Below are 24,221 nucleotides of genomic sequence, written 5' to 3' on the forward strand. Positions count from 1 at the left end.
AACGGGGCTATCCAGGACGGCTCCGACGCCGTGATCACACCAGCCACACCAAGATCATCTCACCCGTGATCAGCAGTTTCGGGACAACCCTTAGGAATGGCTTCCGGCGCATCGCCATACAACCATCGGCGTACACGGAGTACACCCTCACTGAGCCCTTGGTGGCAAGGCGTTGCGGAATCTCGAATTCCTGCGACACGATGGCGATGCCGCGGCCCGGTGAAACGAATCCGGAGGCCACGGTGGGGACATGACCGACACCCGCACCGGAATCTCTGCCTCCGCGAATGTGCCGGAGTGCGCGGCACGCCCCCGGAAATGGGCACCGACCCTCTCACTCCCCTCATTCGAAACGGCAGGGACCGTAGAAATGGATGCTCAGGTGGAAAGGTTGCAGCAGACCACGAAGCTGATCTCCCAGACCCAAGTCTCCGAAGGCGGAGGGGGATGGCACCGCGCCGCCTTCGACGAGATCGCGGCACGGCTCGCCGGTCCGGACTTTCCCTGCGTCTTCTCCCGGAACGCGTTCCGCAAGCAGCTCCTGAGGTTCGCCTTCGTGGAGAGCGCCGACGGTGCGGGCTTCCGGCACCTGGCGGCCGCCCTCACCGAGTACGTCGAGCTCTCCCGCGACTGGGACGGCCAGCTCGACACCGCGTATCCGCTGCTCGTGCTGTTCTCGAAGGACGCCGTCACCGCACGCACCGTCGAGGAGTACCACGCCTTCGGCTGGCGGGTGCTCCAGGAACTGCACCACCTCGATCCCGCGCCCTGGCCGGCCGACGTAGGGCAGGACCCGGATTCCGCATCGTGGTCCATGTGCTTCAACGGAATGCCCTTGTTCTGCAACATGAGCAATCCCGCACACCGGAACCGCCGCAGCAGAAATCTCGGCGAGCATTTCACCATCGTCATCAATCCGCGGGAACGCTTCGACGTGTTCGCCGGCGAGACGCCGAGCGGCCGGAAGGTCCGTGCGAACATCCGCAACCGAATACACCGCTACGACGGAATGAAGCACTCGCCACAATTGGGTTCCTACGGCGTCGGAGCACTCGAATGGCTCCAGTACGGACTCATCGAGGAGAACGCCGAGCGAAAGGGAATCTGCCCTTTCCGGCCCCAACCGGCTTGTGAAAACGAACAGGAGATGCTGACCAAATGATCGAGCTCATCGTGTCCCAGGGTCGGGTGGCCGACCGGGAGCCCCGGATGATCGAGGGCGCCGCCCGCATCGCGCGGGCGCTGGAGGAGCGCTACGGCCTCACCGCCCGCTTCATCGGCGAGCCCGCGCCCCCCGCCGACGACGACTGGAGCGTCAGCCTTCCGCAGGCCCGGGAGACACTGACGGGGCTGCGCCGAGCGGTCACCGACAGCATCGCGAACGGCAGCCGGACGGTCATGATCTCCAACACCTGCTCGGCGAGCCTCGGCACCCTGCCGGTGGTGGCCGAGGAACACCCGGACGCCGTGGTGCTCTACATCGACGGACACGGCGACTTCAACACGCCCGAGACGACGGGCACCGGCTACCTGGGCGGCATGGTCCTCGCCGGCGCGTGCGGACTCTGGGACAGCGGCCACGGCTCCGGCCTGCGCCCCGACCGGGCCGTCCTGGTCGGCTCCCGGGACATCGACGAGGCCGAGGCCGAGCTGATCGCGAAGCACGGCGTCCGGGTCATCCCCCCGGCGCAGACCACGGCGGAGAACATCCTGGCCGCCATCGGCGACTCCCCGGTGTGGGTGCACATCGACTGGGACGTACTCGAACCGGGACACGTGCCGGCCGACTACACGGTGCCGGACGGCCTGCTCCCCGAGCAGATCCGGGCGATCTTCGACGCGATTCCGGCCGAGCAGCTCCGCGGGGTGGAACTGGCCGAGTTCAACGCCCCCTTGGACGACGAACTCAGCGCGCGGGCGGTCGAAACGATCCTCGACATGGTCGCCCCCGCCTTCGAGAAGACCCCGGCCGCGTAGGCCGTCTCGTTCGGAACGCGCACGACGGGCGCGGCCGGTCGCCTGACCCCTGCGGCCGGCCCGCCCGTCGCACCCGCCCTGTCGGAGCCGCCCGTCGAAACCCGCTCCGTCGAACCCGCCCCACCGGACCCGCCCCACCGGACCCGCACTCCACCGATCCCCGCGGACAGCACCGCGGCTCCGCCTGCCAAGGAGACTCTCCGATGCCCCTCCACCACAGCATCCTCGACACCATCGGCCGCACCCCGATCGTCAGACTGAACCGCATGGCTCCCGCGCACACCACGGTCTACGTGAAGGTGGAGTCGTTCAACCCCGGCGGATCGGTGAAGGACCGTCTCGCGCTCTCCGTCGTCCTCGACGCCGAGGCGAAGGGCCTCCTCAAGCCCGGCGACACCATCGTCGAGTGCACCTCGGGGAACGTCGGGATCGCCCTGGCGATGGTGGCCGCGGCCCGCGGCTACCGGTTCGTGGCGGTGATGGGCGACACGTACTCGGCGGAACGGCGCAAGCTGATCCGCGCCTACGGCGGCAAGGTGCTCCTCTTCCCGGGCCACCTCGGCAGCAGCGGCGGCAACCGGATCGCGGACGAACTCGCCGCGAAGCACGGCTGGTTCCGGGCCAACCAGTTCGACAACCCGGCCAACCCCGCGTACCACCGCGAGACCACCGCCTCGGAGATCCTCGGCGACTTCGCAGGCAAGCGGCTCGACTACTTCGTCACCGGCTTCGGCACCAGCGGCACCCTCACCGGTGTCGGGCAGATGCTGAAGACGGCCCGCCCCGAGGTCCGGATCGTCGCCGCCGAGCCGGACAACGCCGCCGTCCTCGCCGGACAGGAGTGGAACGTCCACCGGATCCAAGGCTGGGCCCCCAACTTCGTACCGGGCGTGATGGACGCGAGCGTCATCGACGACCTGGTGACCATCGACGAGGTCGAAGGGCGCGACACCGCGCGCCGGCTCGCCGCCGAGGAGGGCATCTTCACCGGCATCTCGGCCGGCGCCACCCTGGCGACCACGCTGCGCGTCGCGGAGACCGCGCCGGCCGGTTCCGTACTCCTCGCCATGCTCCCGGACACCGGCGAGCGCTACCTGTCCACGTTCCTCATGGAGGGGATGGTCGAGGGATCGGACGACGAGTGGCTCGCCTCCCTGGACACGGAGACGCACACGGACCGGGAGCCGGCCGACAGCGTGGCCTGAGCCGGCGGACGACTCGGCATCCACCACCACGGGCAACACCGCCCCACGCGGCACACCGTCACCACGCGGCACACCTTCACCTGGCAGGAACCAGATCCATGAGGGAATTCATCCCGCCCGCGGCCCGTTTCATCGCCCTCCCCAGCCCCTTCGCCATGCGGCGCGGCGGAGAACTGGCCGGCGCGCGCATCGCGTACGAGACCGTCGGACGGCTCACCCCGGAGCGCGACAACGCGGTCCTGATCCTCACCGGCCTCTCGCCCGACGCCCACGCCGCCTCCCATCCGGCGGACACCGACCCCGGTTGGTGGGAGGCGATGGTGGGGCCCGGCAAGCCCGTCGACACCGATCGCTGGTACGTGATCTGCCTGAACTCGCTGGGCAGTTGCAAGGGCTCCACCGGCCCCGCCTCCCCCGACCCCACCACCGGCGAGCCGTACGGACCCGGCTTCCCGGAGTTGTCGATGGAGGACATCGCCGACGCCGCCGCCCACGCGGTCGGCGCCCTGGGCGTCGAACGGTTGGCCTGCGTGATCGGCACCTCCATGGGCGGCATGAGTTCCCTGTCCCTGCTGGACCGCCACCCCGGCCTGGCCCGCGGTCACATCAACATCTGCGGCGCGGCGAGCGCGCTGCCGTTCTCGATAGCGATCCGCTCCCTGCAACGCGAGGCCATCCGGTGCGACCCGCACTGGAACGGAGGCCGGTACGACGACGGAAACTACCCGCAGCGCGGCATGTTCACCGCGCGCAAGCTGGGGATGATGACGTACCGGTCCGCCCTGGAATGGGACGGCCGGTTCGGCCGGGCCCGCATCGCCCCGCAGGACGGCGGGACCGGCGGGAACAACGGGCACCGCGAAGACCACCAGAACCACGGGAACCACGGGAACCACGGGGACTACCGGGACGGAGATGCGCCCCTCCCCCGTGACCCCTTCGGTCACGAATTCCAGGTCGAGGACTACCTGGAGCGCCACGCCCGCCGCTTCGCGCGCCGGTTCGACCCCAACAGCTACCTCTGCCTCAGCCGCTGCATGGACCGGTTCGACCTCGGCGAGTCCCGCGGTGGCAGCACCGAGGCGGCCCTGGCCCGTATCCGTCTGGAGAAGGCGCTGGTCATCGGTGTGGAGACGGACATCCTCTTCCCCCTGCGCCAGCAGCGGCAGATAGCCGACGGCCTCGCCGCCGGCGGCACCGACGTCACGTTCCTGGCCATGGACTCACCCGAGGGCCACGACGCCTTCCTGATCGACACCGTCCGTTTCGGAGCGCCCGTCGCGAAGTTCCTGACCACGCTCTAGCCACCCGTCCACCGTGCCCCTCTCCCTCCCTCCGTATCCCTCCTCCCTCCCCTTCTCGTGCCTTGGAGACCGCATGTCCGACCCCTCCTCCAGCATCGCCCTCGTCACCGGCGCCAACCGGGGCATCGGCTTCGAGACCGCACGCCAACTCGCCTCCACCGGCGTCCACGTGCTCATCGCCGGCCGCGACCACGCGGCGATCGGCGAGGCCGCGGAGAAGCTGTGCGCCGACGGCCTCGCCGCCGAACCCCTCGTACTCGACGTCACGGACCCACCGACCATCCGGGCCGCCGCCGCGGAGGTCGAGCGCCGCCACGGTCGTCTCGACATCCTCGTCAACAACGCCGCCGTCCGGGTCGAGGAGTACGGGAAGCAGCCGTCCGAGCAGCCCATGCGGCAGTGGCGCGAGACCTTCGACACGAACCTCTTCGGCGTGGTCGAGGTGACCACGGCCTTCCTCCCGCTCATCGGCAGGTCGGCGGCCGGGCGCATCGTCAACGTGTCCAGTCTGCTCGGCTCGCTGACCACGCACAGCGACCCGGACTCGTACGCGTACACCCCCATGTTCAAGTCCCTCCCGGCCTACAGCGCCTCCAAGAGCGCGGTCAACTCCTGGACCGTGCACCTGGCCTACGAACTGCGCGGGACGCCGATCAAGGTGAACGCCGTGCACCCGGGCTACACCAGGACCGCGATGAACGACGGGGCGGGCGACCTCGACGTCACGGACGGCGCCCGGACCAGCGTGGCCATGGCCCTGCTCGACGCCGACGGCCCGACCGGCACCTACACCCACGACGGCCGGACCGTCCCCTGGTAGCCGCCCCGGCCGCCCCCTTCCCACCGTGCTCCCCTCCTCCCCCACCCGTATTGGAGTCACCCGATGGGCAACCATCTGGCCCTGGTCACCGACGAGACCAGCCTCGTCATCGACTACGACATGCCACTGCTGCTCGAAGCCTGCCAAGCCGCCGGCATCCGGGCCGAGATATGTTCCTGGCGCGACCCGGACATCGCCTGGGACCGCTTCGACGCCGTCCTGCTGCGCTCCCCGTGGAGCTACGTGGAGAGCCTCAAGGAGTTCGTGGAGTGGTGCGAGTACGTCACCGACGTGACGTACCTCTTCAACCCGCTCCCGGTGGTGCGGTGGAACCTCGACAAGCACTACCTCGCCGATCTGGCCGAGGCCGGCGTCCCCGTCGTCCCCAGCGGCTTCGTGGCCCCCGGCACCGACCCGGAGGCCGCCCTGCGCTCCTTCCTCGACCGGCACGCGGGGGCCCGCGAGATCGTGGTGAAGCCCACCATCGGCGCCTACTCCCGCGACGTGCAGCGCTTCTCCCGGTCGTCGCGGGCCGAGGCCGCCGCCTACGTCGCCAAGCTGCTCGACCAGGGTTCCCACGTCATCCTGCAGCCCTACCTGGACTCGATCGACCGGCACGGTGAGACCGACCTCATCCACTTCGGCGGCGTCTACAGCCACGCCATCCGCAAGCGCGCGCTGCTCCTGTCGGACGGCACGGTCGACGAGCCGACGCAGGAGGCCCGCACCGCGCGGGACGCCGCCGAGGACGAACGCGCGGTCGCCGCCGCCGCGCTGGACGCCGCCACCGCCCACCTTGAGCTGCGCGAACCGCTGCTCTACAGCCGCGTCGACCTCATCCGCGACGACGACGGACAGCCCCTGGTCCTCGAACTGGAGCTCTGCGAGCCTTCGCTCAGCATGCCGTTCTCGGAACCCTCCGCCACCCGGTTCGCGCAGGTCATCTCCGCCCGGCTCGAAGAAATCGCCCACCACCGCAAGAACGGACAGTCATGACCGCACAACAGGGTTCCCTCGCCCCCGTCACCGCACCGGCGGTCTCCAGCGGCACGGTGTTCGCCGCGCTCGGCGTGCTCAGCTTCTCGTTCAGCTTCCCCGGCACGGTATGGGCCCTCGACGGGTTCGGACCGTGGAGCGCCATCGGCGTACGCGGCGTCCTGGCCGCCGTCATCGCGGTCACCGCGCTCCTCGTCACCCGCGCTCCCCTCCCGGCGCGCCGGGACTGGCCCGCGCTCGCCGTCGTCGCGGGCGGCTGCGCGGTCGGCTTCCCGCTGCTCACGACGCTCGCGCTGCAGACTTCGTCCACCGCGAACTCGGCCGTCGTGATCGGTGCGCTGCCGATGGCCACGGCGGTGTTCTCCGCCGTCATCACCCGGCGCAGTCCTTCGAAGGTCTTCTGGGCCGCGGCCGGAGTCGGAGCCGCGACCGTCATCGTCTTCACGCTGTCGCAGAACCACGGCCGGCCGACCGTCGCGGACCTCTACCTCTTCGGCGCCCTGCTGGTCTGCGCGGCCGGCTACGCCTTCGGCGGCCGGCTCTCCGCGGCCGGCATGCCGGGCTGGCGCGTCATCGCCTGGGGCGTGGTGCTCGCCGCCCCGGTCAACATCGCCGTGTCCCTCTGGGCGCTCCCGCACGAACCCGTGCACCTCACCGCGAAGGCCCTGATCGGCATGGCCTACATCGCCGGCATCTCACAGTTCGGCGGGTTCGTCGTCTGGTACAAGGGCATGGGCCTCATCGGCGTGGCCCGGGCCAGCCAGCTCCAACTGGCCCAGCCCCTGCTGACGCTGGTCTGGGCGGTCCTCCTGCTCGGCGAACACATCACCCCCGCCGTACCCCTCACGGCCGCCATCGTCCTGACCTGCATCGTGGTCACCCAACGCGCCCGCACGTCCTGACCCACCCCGGTGAACCCCGGCGGCCACCCCCGCCGGCTTCACCGCCCCCACCCCAAGACAAGCAAAAGCCCCAGGTCACGGCGAGTGAGTCCTGGGGCTTCCACAGAGCCGCCTTCGGGATTCGAACCCGAGACCTACGCATTACGAGTGCGTTGCTCTGGCCAACTGAGCTAAGGCGGCACCGCTGGTTCGACAAGAATCCCCCCGGAGAGGTGCTCTCATCAGCAGCGGCGCCAAGTCTACAGGGTTGAACGGGGTGCCCCGAACCGGGTTCCGCGGAGGGGGGCGGGGGCGGGTGGAGGGGGTCAGCAGCGCTTGGCAGGGGGTGGCGGGGTGCCGTCCAGGAGGTAGCGGTTGATCGCCGTGTCGACGCAGTCGCTGCCGCGCCCGTACGCCGTGTGCCCGTCGCCGTCGTAGGTCAGCAGGGTGCCCGAGTCGAGCTGCTGCGCGAGGCCCTGGGCCCACTTGTACGGGGTCGCGGGGTCACGGGTGGTGCCGACGACCACGATCGGCGCGGCGCCCTTCGCGGTCAGTCGGCCCGCCGTACCGGTGGCCTTGACCGGCCAGTACGCGCAGTTCAGCGAAGCCCAGGCCAGGCCCGTCCCGAAGACCGGCGATGCCTTCTCGAAGGACGGCAGCGCGGCCTCGACCGCCGCCGGGCCGTCGAAGGCCGGGGGCTGGTCCAGGCAGTTCACGGCGGCGTTCGCGAACATCAGGTTCGCGTACCTGCCGTCCGGCTCCCGCTCGTAGTAGCTGTCCGCCAGCGTCAGCAGGCCCGAGCCGTCACCGGCCAGCGCCGCCGCGAGCGCCTCGCGCAGCTGCGGCCACGCGCTCTCGTCGTACAGCGCCGCGATCACCCCGGTCGTCGCCAGCGCCTCCCCGAGCGGCCGCTTCGCGTCGCCCGTGGGCAGCGGCTGGGCGTCGACCTTGCGGAAGAACTCCTTCAGCCGCTCGGCCACCGCGTCCGGGGCGCCTTGGCCGAGGGGGCAGTCGGGGTGCTTCGCGCAGTCCTTCGCGAAGGAGCGGAAGGCCGTTTCGAAGCCCGCCGTCTGGTCCCGGTTCATCTCCAGCGCGGACCGGGAGGGGTCCATCGCACCGTCCAGGACCATTCGGCCCACACGACCGGGGAACAGGTTCGCGTAGGTCGCGCCCAGGAAGGTGCCGTACGAGGCTCCGACATACGTCAGCTTCTGATCACCCAGCACCGCCCGCAGCATGTCCATGTCCCGGGCCGCGTCGACGGTGGAGACGTGCGGCAGGATGCGCGGCGAGCGCGCCTCGCAGCCCGCCGCGAACTCCTTGAACGCCGCCACCAGCAGCGCCTGCTCCCCCTTGTCGTCCGGCGTCTGGTCCACCTGAGTGAACTTGTCCATCGCCGGTCCGGTCAGGCACTCGACGGGCGTGCTGCGGTCCACCCCGCGCGGATCGAAGGACACCATGTCGTACTGGGCGCGCACCGCCGCCGGGTAGCCGATGCCCGCGTACGCCTGGAGGTACCCGATGCCCGAACCGCCGGGGCCGCCCGGGTTGACCACGAGCGAACCGAGCCGCTTGCCGGGGCCCGTCGCCACCCGGCGGGACACCGCCAGGTCGATCGCCCGAGCCGAGTCGGGAGTTCCCGGGTCCGCGTAGTCCAACGGGGCCTTCATCGTGGCGCACTGGAAACCGGGCACACCGCAGTCGCGCCAGCTCGGCTTCTGCTCGTAGTACGGACGCAGCGCCGCCGGTACGGGGGCCGGTTCGGCGGGGGACGCGGAAGCCCGCGGCTCGCCCAGTCCGCCGGAGGTGCACCCGGAGAGCAGCAGCCCGGCAGCTGCGATCACGGTTCCGGTGGTACGCAGCAGGCGACTGGTGTCCATGCGGCGAGCCTACGACCTGTCGGGCGCCCCGGACGGCCCGGCCGGGGCGCTCACGGCCGGCCGGGCCCGCCGACCGCCCCGCCTCCCAGGGGGAAGGGGACCCGCCGACGGGGGCGGCCGGACCCCTCGTACGGGTGAACACGCAACCGGGTCGGCGTGCTCAGCCCGCCCGCAGCGCCATCGTCATGGCCTCCACCGCGAGGAGCGGAGCGACGTTCCGGTCGAGGGCGTCCCGGCACGCGATGATCGCCTCGATGCGCCGCAGCGTGCGCTCGGGTCCCGAGGCGCGGGCGATCCGGTCCAGGTCCGCCCGTATCTCCTCGTTCGCGATGGCCAGGCCCGAGCCGAGTTGCAGGGCCAACACGTCCCGGTAGAAGCCGGTGAGGTCGATGAGCGCCAGGTCGAGGCTGTCGCGCTGGGTGCGGGTGCGACGGCGCTTCTGCCGGTCCTCCAGTTCCTTCATCACGCCCGCCGTGCCGCGCGGCATCCGGCTGCCCGCGCCCGCTCCGGCGCCGAGCGCCGCCCGCAGCTCCTCGGTCTCCTTGGTGTCGACCTCCTCCGCCATCTGCTTGGCGTCCTCGGCGGCGGCGTCGACGAGTTCCTGGGCCGCTTTCAGGCAGCCGCCCACATCGTCCACGCGCAGCGGGAGGCGCAGCACGGCGGCGCGACGCGACCGGGCGGCTTCGTCGGTCGCCAGCCGGCGGGCCCGGCCGATGTGCCCCTGGGTCGCCCGGGCGGCGGCCGCGGCGACGGCCGGTTCGACGCCGTCGCGCCGCACCAGTACGTCGGCGACGGCGGACACCGGCGGGGTGCGCAGCGTCAGATGCCGACAGCGGGACCGGATGGTGGGCAGCACGTCCTCCAGGGAGGGCGCGCACAGCAGCCACACCGTCCGCGGGGCGGGCTCCTCGACGGCCTTGAGCAGGACGTTCCCCGCGCCCTCGGTGAGCCGATCGGCATCCTCCAGGACGATGACCTGCCAGCGCCCGACGGCGGGCGACAGCTGGGCCCGGCGCACCAGTTCCCGGGTCTCCTTCACACCGATGGACAGCAGGTCGGTGCGGACGACCTCCACGTCGGCGTGCGTACCGACGAGGCTGGTGTGGCAGCCGTCGCAGAAGCCACAGCCCGGCTCTCCCCCGAGGGCGCGGTCGGGGCTGGTGCACTGGAGTGCGGCCGCGAAGGCGCGGGCGGCGGTGGACCGGCCGGAGCCGGGCGGGCCGGTGAACAGCCAGGCGTGGGTCATCTTGGACGCGGCCGGTGGCGGCACTCCGTCCGAGACGGCCGTGACCAGGGTGTCCGCGTCACGGGCGGCGGCGGCGAGCTGCGCCTGCACCCGATCCTGTCCCACCAGGTCGTCCCAAACGGGCATCCCGCCCACCACCCTTCCCTGTCCGTGTGTGCGTACGTGCTTCACATTGTGGCGGTCGCCACTGACAATTCGGCCCGGACCGGCCCGGACCGGACCCAGCCGGACCGGCCTCGACAGGCCCCGCTCAGCGCCGGCGGCGCGGGCGGTCGTCGTCCTCGTCGTCCGGACGCGGTCCCAGCAGTTCGTCGGCCAAGGTCGGCAGATCGTCCAGCGGGGTGGTCTCCGCCCAGTCGGCGGGCTGCCGGCGCGGCCGGCCGTGCTCGTCCAGGGCGGGGAGCTCGCGCGTCACGTCGTTCCCGGCGTCCCGGAACATGCCCGGCGGCACCCGGTCGGCCGGGCTCTCCTGCGAGTGACGGGCCGTGGGACGCGACGCCGAGGGGGCCGACGGGACAGAGGGGGCCGAGGCAGCCGCCGGACCCGACGGGGCCCGTCCCCGTCCGGCGGACCGGTTCGGACGCGGGTCCTCGGCGCCTTGCCGCGGGTCCTCGGGACGGACCGGCGGCAGGACGGAGGTCTCGGCCGTGGGGTCGACCTTCGGCACCGGAACCGTCTGCGTGACGTCGTCCGGCTGGACGACCCGCTTGACCACCGGCGTCTCGATCGTGACGGCGTCGTCCGGATGCGGCCGGGGGGAGCGCGGCTGCTCCGGCTCCTTGCGCATGGACACCGCAGGCGCCTCGGGGGCCGGAGCGGGGGCCGGGTCCGGTCGCGGCGCCGGCTCGACGGCCGCCCGCGCGGCGGCTTCGGCGGCAGCCGCGGCGGCCGATGCCTCCGCGAGCCGACGGGCCTCCTCGGCCCGCAGCAGCGCTTCCTCCGCCCGTCGCTGCTTCTCCAGCCGACGCGCCTCCGCCTCGGCCCGCAGCCGGGCCTCCTCCTCCGCCTGCTTGCGCAGCCGCTCCGCCTCCACGGCGCGCGCCTTCTCCTCGGCTTCCGCCCGCAGCCGCGCGGCCTCGGCCCGGACACGGGCCTCCTCCTCGGCGCGCAGCCGCTCCTCCTCCGCCTTGCGGGCGGCCTCGGCCTCGGCCTTGATCCGGGCGGCCTCGGCCTCGCGGGCCAGGCGGGCCTCTTCCTCGGCCCGCAGCCGGGCCTCCTCGGCCTTGCGCGCCGCCTCTTCCTCAGCCTTGCGCTTGGCCTCCTCCTCGGCGAGCCGCCGGGCCTCGGCCCGGGCGGCGATCTCGGCCTCGGAGAGCGGGAGCATGCGGTCCAGCCGGTGCCGGACGACCGTGGTCACCGAAGCCGGGTCCTGGCCGGCGTCGACCACCAGGTAGCGCCCCGGGTCGGAGGCGGCCAAGGTCAAGAACCCCGCCCGCACCCGCTGGTGGAACTCCGTCGGCTCGGACTCCAGCCGGTCCGGTGCCTCCGTGAACCGCTCCCGGGCCGTCTCCGGCGACACGTCGAGCAGCACGGTCAGGTTCGGCACCAGCCCGCTCGTGGCCCAGCGGGAGATGCGGGCGATCTCGGTCGGCGACAGGTCGCGGCCGGCGCCCTGATAGGCCACCGAGGAGTCGATGTAGCGGTCGGTGATGACCACCGCGCCGCGTTCCAGCGCGGGCCGGACCACCGTGTCCACGTGCTCCGCCCGGTCGGCGGCGTACAGCAGCGCCTCGGCGCGGTTCGACAGCCCGGCGGAGGAGACGTCCAGCAGGATGGAACGGAGCCGCTTGCCGACCGGCGTGGCGCCGGGCTCACGCGTCACGACGACCTCGTGGCCCTTGCCGCGTATCCAGTCGGCCAACGCCTCGACCTGGGTGGACTTGCCGGCGCCGTCGCCGCCCTCCAAGGCGATGAAGAACCCGGTCGCCGCCGGTGCCTGGAGCGGCTCGCCGCCCCGCAGCGCCTCGCGCAGGTCACGGCGCAGCGGCACCCCCCGGCGGTCGTCGGCCTTGGCCAGGACCACCGCGGCGACCGGCAGCAGCAACGCGCCGACCAGCATCAGGGTGAAGGCGGCGCCGCCGTGGGCGAAGACCACCCGGCCGCCGCCCAACCGGTGCGGCCCGATGGCCGCGGCGAGCAGGGGCGCCACGACGGCCCCGGCGGCGACGGCCACCCGGGCGACGGCCTGGAGGTGCTCGGTGACCCGGGCCCGGCGGAACTCCTCGGTCTCCTGGTCGAGCAGGGTGTGGCCGGTACTCGCGGCCACCCCGGCGGCCAGCCCGGCCGCCAGCGAAAGGAACAGGACGGTCGCCGTGTCCGGGACCAGCCCGGTCAGCAGCAGCGCGAGCCCCGTCACCGCGATGGCGAGCGCCAGCAGTCGGCGCCGCGACAGCCCCGGCAGCACCTTGCCGGCCTGCGCGGCCCGGATTCCGAGGCCGGTCCCGCCGACCAGGGCGAGGACCAGCAGGGCGTACGTGGAAGGGCCCCCGCCGAGGTCGAAGGCGTGCAGCACCGCCACGGAGGCGGCGCAGGCCACGGCCGCGGCGACGGCGGCGCACGCCGTGACGAGCAGCGCGATGGCCCCCGTACGCCCCTTCTCGGTCCGGTCCCCCGCCTTGGGAGCCCGCAGGCCCTCCAGCGGCGACCTCGGACGCGGGGTCTTCGTATCGGGCAGTACCAGGGGCAGCAACAGGGACACGGAGGCGGCGAACAGGCCGGCGGCGACGTACGACGCCAGCGCCGACTCGTTCTCGGCGAACCACTCCACGCCCAGTCCGAGGGCCCGACCTATCAGGGTCGCGGCGAGCAGGACGGCCGCGGCGGCGGGCATCGCGACGAATCCCGTACGCAGCGTCAGGCGCCGCAGCGTGTCGAGGTGGTCGGGCAGCGGCCGTACGGTCGCACCCTCCGGCGGCGGCGCGGGCAGCAGGCCGGGGGCGGCGCTCTCCTTCGCCAGCGTCCACAGCCGCTCGGCGACACCGGAGACGAAGACGGTGGCCAGCAGCGCGGTCACGGCCTGCGTCGCGATCCAGTCCAGCCAGAGCGGGGCGACGACGAACAGGGCTATCCGCACCCCGTCGGCGCCGACCATCGTCCAGCGGCGGTCCAGCCCACCGCCCGGGGCGGTCAGCTTGGCCAGCGGGCCGAGGAGCACGGCGCCGAACAGCAGCGTGGCCAGGATCCGGACCCCGAAGACGGCGGCGACCGCGAAGGCGGCACCTCGGTAGCCGCCGCCGAACGCCTCCTCGGAGACGGTCGCCTGGAGCGTCAGCAACACGAGCACCAGCAGGGCGAGGGCATCTCCGATGCCGCTCACGAGCTGGGCGCTCCACAGCCGGCGCAGCCGGGGGGTGCGCAGCAGGGCGCGCACCGCTCGCTCGCGGGAGTCCGCTGCTAGGGCTTCGTCGTAGGTGGGGTCCTCGGGGGCGGTCACGACCGGTGGCTGCTCGGCTCGCGTCATCCGCCCAGCCTATCCGTAACGCCGAGCGACTGCCGGAGGCCTGTGGACAACCCGCGACCGACCCCCTGAAGCCCCGGCCCGCGCCGCCCTGTGCCGCGAAACCGACCGGCCCTCGGTGAACCGACCGGGCCCTCGGTGAACCGACCGGGCCCCCGGAAAACGACCGGACCGGAGAAACGACCGGCCCGAAGAAACGACCGGACCCCGGCGCCACAGCGCCGGGGCCCGTCCATACACTCCTCCGAGCGACCGGAGGCTACTCGTCCGTCGACGCCGGCGCCGTCACGGCCGCCTTCTTCGCCGGGGCCTTCTTCGCAGCCGCGGTCGTCTTCTTCGCCGCCGTCGTCTTCTTGGCGGCGGCGGTCTTGGTCGCGGCAGTCTTCGTCGCCGCGGCCTTCTTCGCGGGCGCCTTCTTGGCCGGTGCCTTCTTCGCCGGGGCCTTCTTGGCCGTCTTCTTCGCCGGCCCCTTGGCCCGCTTCTCCGCGAGCAGCTCGTAGCCCCGCTCCGGCGTGATCGTCTCGACGTCGTCGTCCCGCCGCAGCGTCGCGTTCGTCTCGCCGTCCGTCACGTACGGCCCGAACCGGCCGTCCTTGACGACCACCGGCTTCTCGCTCACCGGGTCCGTACCCAGCTCCTTGAGCGGCGGCTTGGCCGCGGCCCGCCCACGCTGCTTCGGCTGCGCGTAGATCGCGAGGGCCTCGTCCAGGGTGATCGAGAACAGCTGGTCCTCGGTCTCCAGCGACCGGGAATCCGTGCCCTTCTTCAGGTACGGCCCGTAGCGCCCGTTCTGCGCGGTGATCTCCACGCCCTCCGCGTCCACGCCGACGACCCGCGGCAGGGACATCAGCTTCAGCGCGTCGTCCAGCGTCACCGTGTCCAGGGACATCGACTTGAACAGCGAGGCCGTCCGCGGCTTCACCGCGTTCTTGCCCGTCTTCGGCGTGCCCTCGGGCAGGATCTCCGTCACGTACGGCCCGTAGCGACCGTCCTTCGCGACGATCTGGTTCCCGCTCACCGGGTCGGCACCCAGCTCGAACTCACCGCTCGGCTTCGCGAAAAGCTCCTCCGCGTAGTCCGTCGTCAGCTCGTCGGGGGCGAGGTCGTCGGGGACGTCCGCCCGCTGGTGGCCCTCGGCGTCCTTCTCACCGCGCTCGACGTACGGCCCGTAGCGGCCGACGCGCAGCACGATGCCGTCGCCCACGGGGAACGAGGAGATCTCCCGGGCGTCGATCGCGCCCAGGTCGGTGACCAGCTCCTTGAGACCGCCGAGGTGGTCGCCGTCGGCCGGTACGACCTCCGACGCGTCCTCCGCACCGAAGTAGAACCGCTTCAGCCACGGCACGGACTGCGCCTCGCCCCGCGCGATGCGGTCGAGGTCGTCCTCCATCTTCGCGGTGAAGTCGTAGTCGACGAGCCGGCCGAAGTGCGTCTCCAGCAGGTTGACGACGGCGAACGACAGGAAGGACGGCACGAGCGCCGTGCCCTTCTTGAAGACGTAGCCGCGGTCCAGGATCGTGCCGATGATCGACGCGTACGTCGACGGGCGGCCGATCTCCCGCTCTTCCAGTTCCTTGACCAGCGACGCCTCGGTGTAACGGGCGGGCGGCTTGGTCGAGTGGCCGTCCACCGTGATCTCCTCGGCCGACAGCGCGTCGCCCTCGGCCACCTGCGGGAGCCGCTTCTCGCGGTCGTCCAGCTCCGCGTTCGGGTCGTCCGCGCCTTCGACGTACGCCTTCATGAAGCCGTGGAAGGTGATCGTCTTGCCGGAGGCGCTGAACTCGGCGTCCCGGCCGTCCGCGGCCCGTCCGCCGATCTTCACGGTCACCGAGTTGCCGACCGCGTCCTTCATCTGGGAGGCGACGGTCCGCTTCCAGATCAGCTCGTACAGGCGGAACTGGTCGCCGGTCAGGCCCGTCTCGGCAGGGGTGCGGAAACGATCACCCGAAGGTCGGATCGCCTCGTGCGCCTCCTGGGCGTTCTTGACCTTGCCCGCGTAGACGCGCGGCTTCTCCGGCAGGTAGTCGGCCCCGTACAGCTGCGTGACCTGCGCCCGCGCCGCCGACACGGCGGTGTCGGAGAGCGTGGTGGAGTCCGTACGCATGTAGGTGATGAAGCCGTTCTCGTACAGCTTCTGCGCCACCTGCATGGTCGCCTTCGCACCGAAGCCGAGCTTGCGCGACGCCTCCTGCTGGAGGGTCGTCGTGCGGAACGGGGCGTACGGGGAGCGGCGGTACGGCTTCGACTCGACCGAGCGGACGGCGAACGACGTCTCGGCGAGCGCGGCGGCCAGAGCCCGCGCGTTCGCCTCGTCGAGGTGCAGGACCTCGCTCTTGAGCTGCCCGTTCGAGCCGAAGTCACGGCCCTGCGCGACGCGCTTGCCGTCGACGCTGTTCAGCCGGGCCACCAGGGTGGAGGGGTCCGACGGGTCACCGGCGCGGCCGGTGCCGAAGGTCCCGGTCAGGTCCCAGTACTCGGCGGAACGGAAGGCGATGCGCTCGCGCTCCCGCTCGACGACGAGGCGGGTGGCCACCGACTGGACGCGGCCCGCCGACAGCTTCGGCATGACCTTCTTCCACAGGACCGGCGAGACCTCGTAGCCGTAGAGGCGGTCGAGGATGCGGCGGGTCTCCTGCGCGTCGACCATGCGCTGGTTCAGCTCGCGCGGGTTGGCGACGGCGTCGCGGATCGCGTCCTTGGTGATCTCGTGGAAGACCATCCGGTGGACGGGGACCTTGGGCTTGAGGACTTCCTGCAGGTGCCACGCGATGGCTTCGCCCTCGCGGTCCTCATCGGTGGCGAGGAAGAGTTCGTCGGACTCGGCCAGCAGCTCCTTGAGCTTCCTGACCTGGGCCTTCTTGTCCGCGTTGACGACATAGATCGGCTGGAAATCGTGCTCGACGTCGACGCCGAGCCGGCGGACCTCGCCGGTGTACTTGTCGGGAACCTCGGCCGCGCCGCTGGGGAGGTCGCGGATGTGCCCGACGCTCGCCTCGACGACGTATCCCGGGCCGAGGTAGCCCTTGATCGTCTTCGCCTTGGCAGGGGACTCGACGATGACGAGTCGGCGGCCGCCCTTTGCGGTCTCGCTAGTCGGGGACAACTTGGCTCTTCTCTCCGGTCGGCACTCGGTCGCGGTACGGCGACGCTGCGGAGTGTGACGGTACAACCCGCCCCCGTGTCAAACGGCACAAGCCCGCAACGGCCACTCGAACGGTAACCCGACAAGTGCCACTTCTGCCGCCCGGATACCGCGCCGGGCCTTTGGCGATCACCGGGCCGAGTGGCCCCGGGGCCGTCTGGCCGCGCTCCGGGAGCACCCCCCGACCCGTGTGCCGCCGGCGTCCGTGCCCTGGTCAACGGCCTGTCCCCATGTCTCGCGAGGAGCCGGCTCAGGGGCGGTTCGAGGGCCGGTTCGCGGGCCGGTTGACAAGGCGGTCACCGGCCGGTTCGCGGGGTGGTTCACGACACGGCGCACCCGGGCCGCGGCAGCGCGTTCCGTCGTGCCGGCGAGTCCGCCCAGGCCGCCGTGACCGCGCCACAGCAGCCGTACGGCCCTGCCGGGGCACCGGCGCCGCCCCGGCACGGCCCGGCCGGGGCGCACTGCCGGGACCACCGGCGCGCGGCACTCGGCACACGCCCCCCCGGCACGCTCCGCGCGGCCGCCCGACTACCGTCCCGCCACGGTCCGGCTACCGTCCGGGGGCGGCGACGGGCTCCAGGAAGCCCTGCTCCACCAGCATCCGGATCGCCTCCGGAGTACGGTCGCGCAGCACGATCGGATCTTCCTGCATCAGCTGGGCGATCGCGTCCAGGATCCGACCGGCGCTGAGTGAGCCGTCACACACCCCCGCGAAGCCCGCGCCGACCGTGTCGACCTTGGTGGCCCGACGCATCCCGCGGTTCTGCCGCAGCACCACGTGCTCCGGATCCTCCGCCCCGGGCGCGCCCACCTGCTCCTGCACGACCTCCTCGGCCAGCGCGAAGTACCCCGCCAGCAGGGCCGCGTCATCGTGCTCGCGCAAGAAGTCCTGGCGGGCGAAGTGCGCCAGGACCGTATCGCCGAGCGGCTGCTCCACGGAGTGCGGCCACTCCTCCACGACGATCGAGGGCTCGGCCGCGTCCGTCCGGCGCAGGGTGATCCAGCCGAATCCGACCGCCTTGGTCTTTCGGGCCTCGAACTCGTCGAGCCAGTCCTCGTACCGTCGCGCGTACTCGGCGGGGTCGGTGCGGTGGTCGCCGGCGTCCCGCAGCCACAGTTCCGCGTACTGCGTCACGTCCTGTACGTCCCGCTGCACGATCCACGCGTCGCAGCCGCGCGGCACCCAAGACCGCAGCCGGTCGCGCCAGTCCTCGCCCTCCACGTGCTGCCAGTTCCCGAGGAACTGCGCGTACCCGCCCGGGTTGAGCCGGGCGCCGGCCTCCTGGACCAGGGTCCGGCACAGGTCGTCGCCGCCCATCCCGCCGTCCCGGTACGTCAACCGCGCGCCCGGGGAGATCACGAAGGGCGGGTTCGACACGATCAGGTCGTACGTCGCGTCCCCGACCGGCTCGAAGAGCGACCCCGCGAGCAGCTCGGCCTCCGGCGCCCCGGAGAGCGCCAGCGTCAGCCGGGTGAATTCCAGGGCCCTGGGGTTGACGTCGGTGGCGGTGACCCGCGTCGCGTGCTGGGCGGCGTGCAGGGCCTGGATGCCCGATCCTGTGCCGAGGTCCAGGGCGGACCCGACAGGGATGCGGACGGTGATCCCGGCCAGGGTGGTGGACGCGCCGCCCACGCCGAGCACCACGCCCTCCTCGCGGCTGCCGATCCCGCCGGCGCCGCCCACGGCGCAGCCCAGGTCGGAGACGATGAACCAGTCCTCCCCGTCGGGCCCGCCGTACGGACGCACGTCGACGGTGGCGCGGACGGTGTCCTCGCCGTCGGCGGCCCGCGCCGGCCGCAGCCAGCCGTCGGCGAGGGCCGCCTCGACGGGCAGCGCGGCTTCGGCCCGCGCCGCGGGCACCGGCTGCTGGAGCAGGAAGAGCCGGACCAAGGTGGCGAGCGGGGCTTCGGCGTGGTCCCGGGTGGCGCGCAGGGCCGGCACCGTCTCGCTGCGGGCCAGCGCGGCGTAGGCGGGGGCGCCGAGCAGGTCGAGCAGCCCGTCGGCGGTGAAGCCGGCGGCCAGCAGGGCGGTGCGGAGCTCGGCGGCGCGGTCGGGCGAAGGGAGGCTGGTGGTACTCACCCGCCCATTGTGGCCGGTGACTCCGACAATGCGTGTGCCGCGCGGCCGTGTAGCGGCCTGCGGTGAGGACGACGGCCCCACCGATGCCCCCGGGGCACACCGAGGCGCGGTGGTGGGTCCCATGCCCCGCGAGGCGACCGACACCCGGCCCGTGCGCCCGACACCCGGCCCGTGCACCCGGCCGCCCGTCCCCGGCAGCAGCCGGCCGGGACCGGTCGTCGGCCGGCGGGCGTGGTCGGGACGGGCGGCGAGGGCCAAGAGGGCGGCCGGGGGCCGCTTCCGACCCCGGCCGACCGGGTCGACGTACGACGGACAACCGGGGACCCGCCGCCACCGCGCCGGCCCCGCCCCGCGGGCGCTACTTCGCCGACGCGCTCGCCGACGTCTGGACCTGACAGCCCTTCTGGCCGTTCATCGCCTTGTCCAGGCCGCCCGACTTCAGCCGGTCCAGCGCCTCCTTGCCGCCCTGCGTCGCGGTCTCCAGGCCACCGGCGACGTCCTTGAGCCCGTCGGCGAACTTCGTCTGGTCCTTGACGTCGAGGGCGTCCATCTTGACCTTCAGGTCGGCGTAGCCCTTCGACGTCGACTCGAAGCCCTTCACCGCCGTGGTCTGGGTCTCCGCGCCGTTCTTGACGGGCGGAACCCCCGCCGCCGACAGGGCGGCCCCCATCGACTTGTACGAGTCGGACATGACCTGGAAGGCGGCCGAGTCGGTCTTCTGGACCTCCTCCGGCTTGCTGCTCTCCGTGGCCACCCGCTTGATGTCGACGTTGGCGGTCTCGATCTTCGTGAGCTCGGGCTGCCAGGCGTCACAGACCTTCTTGGCCCACGCGTCGGCCTTCTTGTCGCCGTCGTCCCCGCCGCACCCGGACAGCACGAGCATCAGTACCGCACCGCCGGACACCGCGGTCGCAAACTTCTTGTTCACCGGATTGGTCCCTTCGAAGGCTCTCGGCCCGGAAGATACACGCCGGCCAACGGGTGACATGCAAAGGCGGACGGACGGCGCGTCAGTCCGCGCCGCCCGTCCGCCGTTCGGGCGTACCTTCGAGCCGGTCGGCCCGCAGCCCGTCAGCGCAGCCGAGGAGGGCCGCTCAGACCCCCTCCAGGGGCCGGTGAGGCTCCGTCAGGAGACCGTCGCCGCGTCCGCGGACGGCTGCGCCACCCGCTCCGCCGCGCCGCTGTCCGTGTCGTCGCCGACCGCGATGCCGCGCCGCTTCGAGACGTACACCGCGGTGACGATGACGGCGATGGCGAGGACCGCGACGATCGCCCGCACCGTCGCGCTGGTGTCCGCGCCGTAGCTGAACTGCACGACCGCGGGTGCGATCAGCAGCGCCACCAGGTTCATGACCTTGAGCAGCGGGTTGATGGCCGGGCCGGCGGTGTCCTTGAACGGGTCGCCGACGGTGTCGCCGATCACGGTCGCGGCGTGCGCCTCGCTGCCCTTGCCGCCGTGGTGACCGTCCTCGACCAGCTTCTTCGCGTTGTCCCACGCGCCGCCGGAGTTGGCGAGGAAGACGGCCATCAGCGTGCCCGTGCCGATGGCGCCGGCGAGGAACGAGCCGAGCGCGCCGACGCCCAGCGAGAACCCGACCGCGATCGGGGTGAGGACCGCGAGCAGGCCGGGCGTGGCGAGTTCGCGCAGCGCGTCCTTGGTGCAGATGTCGACGACGCGGCCGTACTCGGGCTTCTCCGAGTAGTCCATGATCCCGGGGTGCTCGCGGAACTGTCGGCGCACCTCGTAGACGACGGCGCCGGCGGAGCGGGAGACGGCGTTGATGGCCAGTCCGGAGAACAGGAACACGACGGCCGCGCCGAGGATCAGACCGACCAGGTTGTTGGGCTGGGCGATGTCCAGGCTGAGGTTCATCTCCCCGGCCTTGGCGCCGACCTCCTTCACGGCGGTCGCGATGGCGTCGTTGTACGAGCCGAACAGCGCTGCCGCCGCCAGGACCGCCGTGGCGATCGCGATGCCCTTGGTGATGGCCTTGGTGGTGTTGCCGACGGCGTCCAGGTCGGTGAGCACCTGCGCGCCCGCGCCCTGCACGTCACCCGACATCTCGGCGATGCCCTGGGCGTTGTCGGAGACCGGTCCGAAGGTGTCCATGGCGACGATGACGCCGACCGTGGTCAGCAGGCCGGTACCGGCCAGGGCCACCGCGAAGAGCGCCAGCGTGATCGACGCGCCGCCGAGCAGGAACGCCCCGTAGACGCCGAGGCCGATGAGCAGCGCGGTGTAGACGGCGGATTCCAGGCCGACCGAGATGCCGGCGAGGACGACGGTGGCCGCGCCGGTCAGGGAGGACTTGCCGATGTCCCGGACGGGACGGCGGGTGGTCTCGGTGAAGTAGCCGGTCAGCTGCTGGATCAGGGCCGCGAGCACGATGCCGATGGCGACGGCGACGACGGCCAGGATCCGTGGGTCGCCGCTGTGGTTGGTGATCGCCGCGTTCTCCACGCCGACGAGCTCCTTGTAGGTGGCCGGCAGGTACACGTAGACGGCGACCGCGACCAGTGCCAGGGAGATCACCGCGGAGATGAAGAACCCGCGGTTGATCGCGGCCATCCCGCTGCGGTCGGAGCGGCGCGGGGAGACCGCGAAGATGCCGATCATGGCGGTGACGACGCCGATCGCGGGAACGATCAGCGGGAAGGCCAGGCCCAGGTCGCCGAAGGCGGCCTTGCCGAGGATGAGCGCGGCCACGAGGGTGACGGCGTACGACTCGAAGAGGTCGGCCGCCATCCCGGCGCAGTCGCCGACGTTGTCGCCCACATTGTCGGCGATGGTCGCGGCATTACGCGGGTCGTCCTCCGGAATGCCCTGCTCGACCTTGCCGACCAGGTCGGCGCCGACGTCGGCGGCCTTGGTGAAGATGCCGCCGCCCACGCGCATGAACATCGCGATGAGGGCGGCGCCGAGGCCGAAGCCCTCCAAGACCCTGGGCGCGTCGGCGGCGTAGACGAGCACCACGCACGACGCGCCGAGCAGGCCGAGGCCGACCGTGAACATGCCGACCACACCGCCGGTGCGGAAGGCGATCCGCATCGCCTTGTGGGAGACCTCGGTCAGGTCCTTGGCGGGTCCGCCCTCGACGGGGGTGGCCTCGCGGGCGGCTGCGGCGACGCGGACGTTGGCGCGGACGGCCAGCCGCATGCCGATGTAGCCGGTGGTGGCCGAGAAGAGGGCGCCGACGAGGAAGAAGGCGGACCGGCCGGCCCGCTGGGACCAGTCGTCGGCGGGGAGCAGGAAGAGCAGGAAGAAGACGACGACGGCGAAGACGCCGAGCGTGCGCAGCTGCCGGCCGAGGTAGGCGTTGGCGCCTTCCTGAATGGCGGCGGCGATCTTCTTCATGCTGTCGGTGCCCTCGTCGGCGGCGAGCACCTGGCGGACCAGGATCTGCGCGACGACGAGTGCGGCGAGTGCGATCGCGGCGATCACGATGACGATGAGGCGATTGTCATCGGTGAGCACTGCGGCTGCCAGATCGGGCTTGCCGATCGGCGCGTTGGGGGTGAAGAGCCCCGTCATTCGTCCTCCTTGACGTGATGAGCTCAAGATGTGGACGGATTGTAGGGAGCGCGACCTGATCAAAACAGTGGGCGGGAAACGGAATTGGCCTGCTCTCGCTCCTCACCAATAGATCGCGTCACTCCATTACCCCCGAAAGTAGTAATGGGACAAAGGCATTGACGATTGATCATTATTCGATCGCCGATCTGATCATTCTGCCGGATATTCACGAGACCCTCGCCGACGGCTCGTGCACGGCTCGCTCCGGAAAACGGAAAAGGCCCTGCTCAGCAGGGCCTTGATAAAGATCAGACGATACGATGGCATGCGCGCCCGGCACCACCCCGGCAGCTCGGCACCCCCCGCCCCGGAGCCCAAGGCCGAACGCCATCACCCCACGACCTCCGCCCCGGCGAGCCGAGACCCGCATCACGAGGAGACGGCCGACACCGCCCGGGCGACGCGGAACCCGCCGCGGCGGGCTCGGGACCCCCGACGGGATTTCGACGGGGCAGTTTCACCGCTGCCCGGAACTGATTCACGGGGGCTTGGAGCCGCTTCACGGCCGCTTGAGAGCGCGGCAAAGCGACGGCGCGCGGCGGCAAAGCGACGGGGCGCGGCAGAGCGACGGCAGGCGCGCGCCAGGCGCCAAGACCGCGCCCGGGCCGTGACGTGGCTACGGCAGCGCTACGGCACCGCTACGGCAGGGCGGAGACACGGGCCACCGGCCAGGTCATCCGAATGGTCCCGCCCGCTTCGCCGCTGGTCACCTCGACATCGTCGACCAACCCGCTGATGACGGCCAGGCCCATTTCGTCCTCGCCCTCGATATCGGGGTCCAGGACGGCTTCGATCCCCGGCACGGCTTCCGCCGGTCCGCCGGCCGGCCCGGGCACCTCGTCGCCGACCTCGATGGAGAACAGCTTCTCCTCCTCGGTCAGCACGACGCGGACGGGCGCGGTGAGCCCGTTGCTGCGGTGCAGCCCGACGGCACGCGAGCACGCCTCTCCGACGGCGAGGCGAACCTCGTCGAGGACCGCCTCCTCCACACCGGCCCGGCGCGCCACGGCCGCGGCGACCAAGCGGGCCGTCCGGACGTGTTCGGGCTGGGCGCTGAAGCGGAGTTCAACGGTGGCCATGCGCGTCCCCCTCGGACTACGGGCGCCTAGGAACTACGGCACCACGAACTACGGGCGCGGGCTCGGACGCCGAGCAGGCGTCCGGGCGTGCCTTACAGGGGCCCGGACCGCCCATGGTCCGGCACCCCCGCCCGTCGTCGGCTCCTTGACGGCCGGTCGCCGTCAGGGAGCGTCAGTCGGTGGCGTTGACGGCGTCGTCCACAGTGGTGTGGATCGGGAACACCTTCGTCAGACCGGTGATACGGAAGATCTTGAGGATGCGCTCCTGGTTGCAGACCAGACGCAGCGAGCCCTCGTGCGCGCGAACGCGCTTGAGGCCTCCCACGAGCACACCGAGGCCGGTGGAGTCGAGGAAGTCCACTCGCTCCATGTCGACAACCAAGTGGTAGCTGCCGTCGTTCACCAACTCCACCAACTGCTCGCGCAGCTTGGGCGCGGTATACACATCAATCTCGCCACCGACCTCTACGACCGTGCGGTCGCCGACAGTGCGAGTCGACAGGGACAGGTCCACGGATCCTCCAGCACCTTGCTATCGAGCGGCGCCCCCCAGGGGCCTCCTTACCCGAAGGTAGAGGAG

General features: G+C 71.9%; 16 protein-coding genes and 1 tRNA gene. 7 read left to right on the forward strand and 10 right to left on the reverse strand.

All coding sequences use genetic code 11. From position 1 onward, the window contains the following. The first annotated feature begins 250 nt into the window (after positions 1-250). The 7 genes from ACFVXJ_RS09735 to ACFVXJ_RS09765 all read left to right on the forward strand — a co-directional run bounded on the left by ACFVXJ_RS09735 (position 251) and on the right by ACFVXJ_RS09765 (position 7,204). The gene (locus ACFVXJ_RS09735; protein WP_389661036.1) at positions 251-1,162 is read left to right on the forward strand and encodes a YqcI/YcgG family protein; all 912 of its coding nucleotides are present in this window, start codon (positions 251-253) and stop codon (positions 1,160-1,162) included. Further along, entirely contained in the window at positions 1,159-1,977 is an 819-nt protein-coding gene (locus tag ACFVXJ_RS09740) for an arginase family protein (RefSeq protein ID WP_389661038.1), read from the forward strand. The genes ACFVXJ_RS09735 and ACFVXJ_RS09740 overlap by 4 nt, the downstream gene beginning before the upstream one ends. A gap of 203 nt (positions 1,978-2,180) precedes the next feature. Next, on the forward strand, positions 2,181-3,182 hold the full coding sequence (cysK, locus tag ACFVXJ_RS09745) for a cysteine synthase A (protein ID WP_389661040.1): 1,002 nt from the start codon (positions 2,181-2,183) through the stop codon (positions 3,180-3,182). 98 nt (positions 3,183-3,280) lie between these two features. Then, entirely contained in the window at positions 3,281-4,486 is a 1,206-nt protein-coding gene (locus ACFVXJ_RS09750) for a homoserine O-acetyltransferase (protein ID WP_389661042.1), read from the forward strand. Positions 4,487-4,559: 73 nt separating this feature from the next. Then, on the forward strand, positions 4,560-5,306 hold the full coding sequence (locus ACFVXJ_RS09755) for an SDR family oxidoreductase (protein ID WP_389661044.1): 747 nt from the start codon (positions 4,560-4,562) through the stop codon (positions 5,304-5,306). Between the two features lie 63 nt (positions 5,307-5,369). After that, on the forward strand, positions 5,370-6,302 hold the full coding sequence (locus tag ACFVXJ_RS09760) for a RimK family alpha-L-glutamate ligase (RefSeq protein ID WP_389661046.1): 933 nt from the start codon (positions 5,370-5,372) through the stop codon (positions 6,300-6,302). Beyond that, a complete protein-coding gene (locus tag ACFVXJ_RS09765; protein ID WP_389661048.1) occupies positions 6,299-7,204 on the forward strand; it encodes a DMT family transporter in 906 nt (301 codons plus the stop codon). Before ACFVXJ_RS09760 ends, ACFVXJ_RS09765 begins: the two co-directional genes overlap by 4 nt. Before the next feature lie 106 nt (positions 7,205-7,310). Here ACFVXJ_RS09765 and ACFVXJ_RS09770 read toward each other — a convergent pair. From ACFVXJ_RS09770 to bldG, 10 genes are all read right to left on the reverse strand, one after another. Continuing rightward, positions 7,311-7,384, reverse strand: a tRNA-Thr gene (locus ACFVXJ_RS09770). Positions 7,385-7,509: 125 nt separating this feature from the next. Beyond that, positions 7,510-9,063 (reverse strand): alpha/beta hydrolase, encoded by a 1,554-nt coding sequence (locus tag ACFVXJ_RS09775; protein WP_389661050.1) that lies wholly within the window; start codon positions 9,061-9,063, stop codon positions 7,510-7,512. A gap of 160 nt (positions 9,064-9,223) precedes the next feature. Next, complete coding sequence (locus ACFVXJ_RS09780) at positions 9,224-10,435, reverse strand: DNA polymerase III subunit delta' (protein ID WP_389661052.1); 1,212 nt, start codon at positions 10,433-10,435, stop codon at positions 9,224-9,226. Positions 10,436-10,559: 124 nt separating this feature from the next. Further along, positions 10,560-13,769 carry a dTMP kinase gene (gene tmk / locus ACFVXJ_RS09785; protein WP_389661054.1) on the reverse strand — a complete coding sequence of 1,070 codons (3,210 nt, stop codon included), beginning with the start codon at positions 13,767-13,769 and terminating at the stop codon, positions 10,560-10,562. A gap of 256 nt (positions 13,770-14,025) precedes the next feature. Then, complete coding sequence (gene topA / locus ACFVXJ_RS09790) at positions 14,026-16,869, reverse strand: type I DNA topoisomerase (RefSeq protein WP_389661056.1); 2,844 nt, start codon at positions 16,867-16,869, stop codon at positions 14,026-14,028. Between the two features lie 589 nt (positions 16,870-17,458). Further along, positions 17,459-18,988, reverse strand: a complete 1,530-nt coding sequence (locus ACFVXJ_RS09795; RefSeq protein ID WP_389661058.1) for a methyltransferase — start codon at positions 18,986-18,988, stop codon at positions 17,459-17,461. Positions 18,989-19,346: 358 nt separating this feature from the next. Next, positions 19,347-19,916: a small secreted protein gene (locus tag ACFVXJ_RS09800; protein WP_389661060.1), complete on the reverse strand. Its 570-nt coding sequence runs from the start codon at positions 19,914-19,916 to the stop codon at positions 19,347-19,349. 198 nt (positions 19,917-20,114) lie between these two features. Continuing rightward, positions 20,115-22,520: a sodium-translocating pyrophosphatase gene (locus ACFVXJ_RS09805; RefSeq protein ID WP_389661062.1), complete on the reverse strand. Its 2,406-nt coding sequence runs from the start codon at positions 22,518-22,520 to the stop codon at positions 20,115-20,117. A 680-nt stretch (positions 22,521-23,200) separates the two neighbouring features. Next, positions 23,201-23,641, reverse strand: a complete 441-nt coding sequence (locus ACFVXJ_RS09810; RefSeq protein ID WP_361317893.1) for an ATP-binding protein — start codon at positions 23,639-23,641, stop codon at positions 23,201-23,203. Positions 23,642-23,813: 172 nt separating this feature from the next. Further along, positions 23,814-24,155, reverse strand: coding sequence for an anti-sigma factor antagonist BldG (gene bldG / locus ACFVXJ_RS09815; RefSeq protein WP_030028781.1), 342 nt, complete (start codon positions 24,153-24,155; stop codon positions 23,814-23,816). Positions 24,156-24,221 lie beyond the last annotated feature (66 nt).

It is taken from the genome of Streptomyces sp. NPDC058279 (genome assembly GCF_042881255.1).
Classification (GTDB): domain Bacteria; phylum Actinomycetota; class Actinomycetes; order Streptomycetales; family Streptomycetaceae; genus Streptomyces.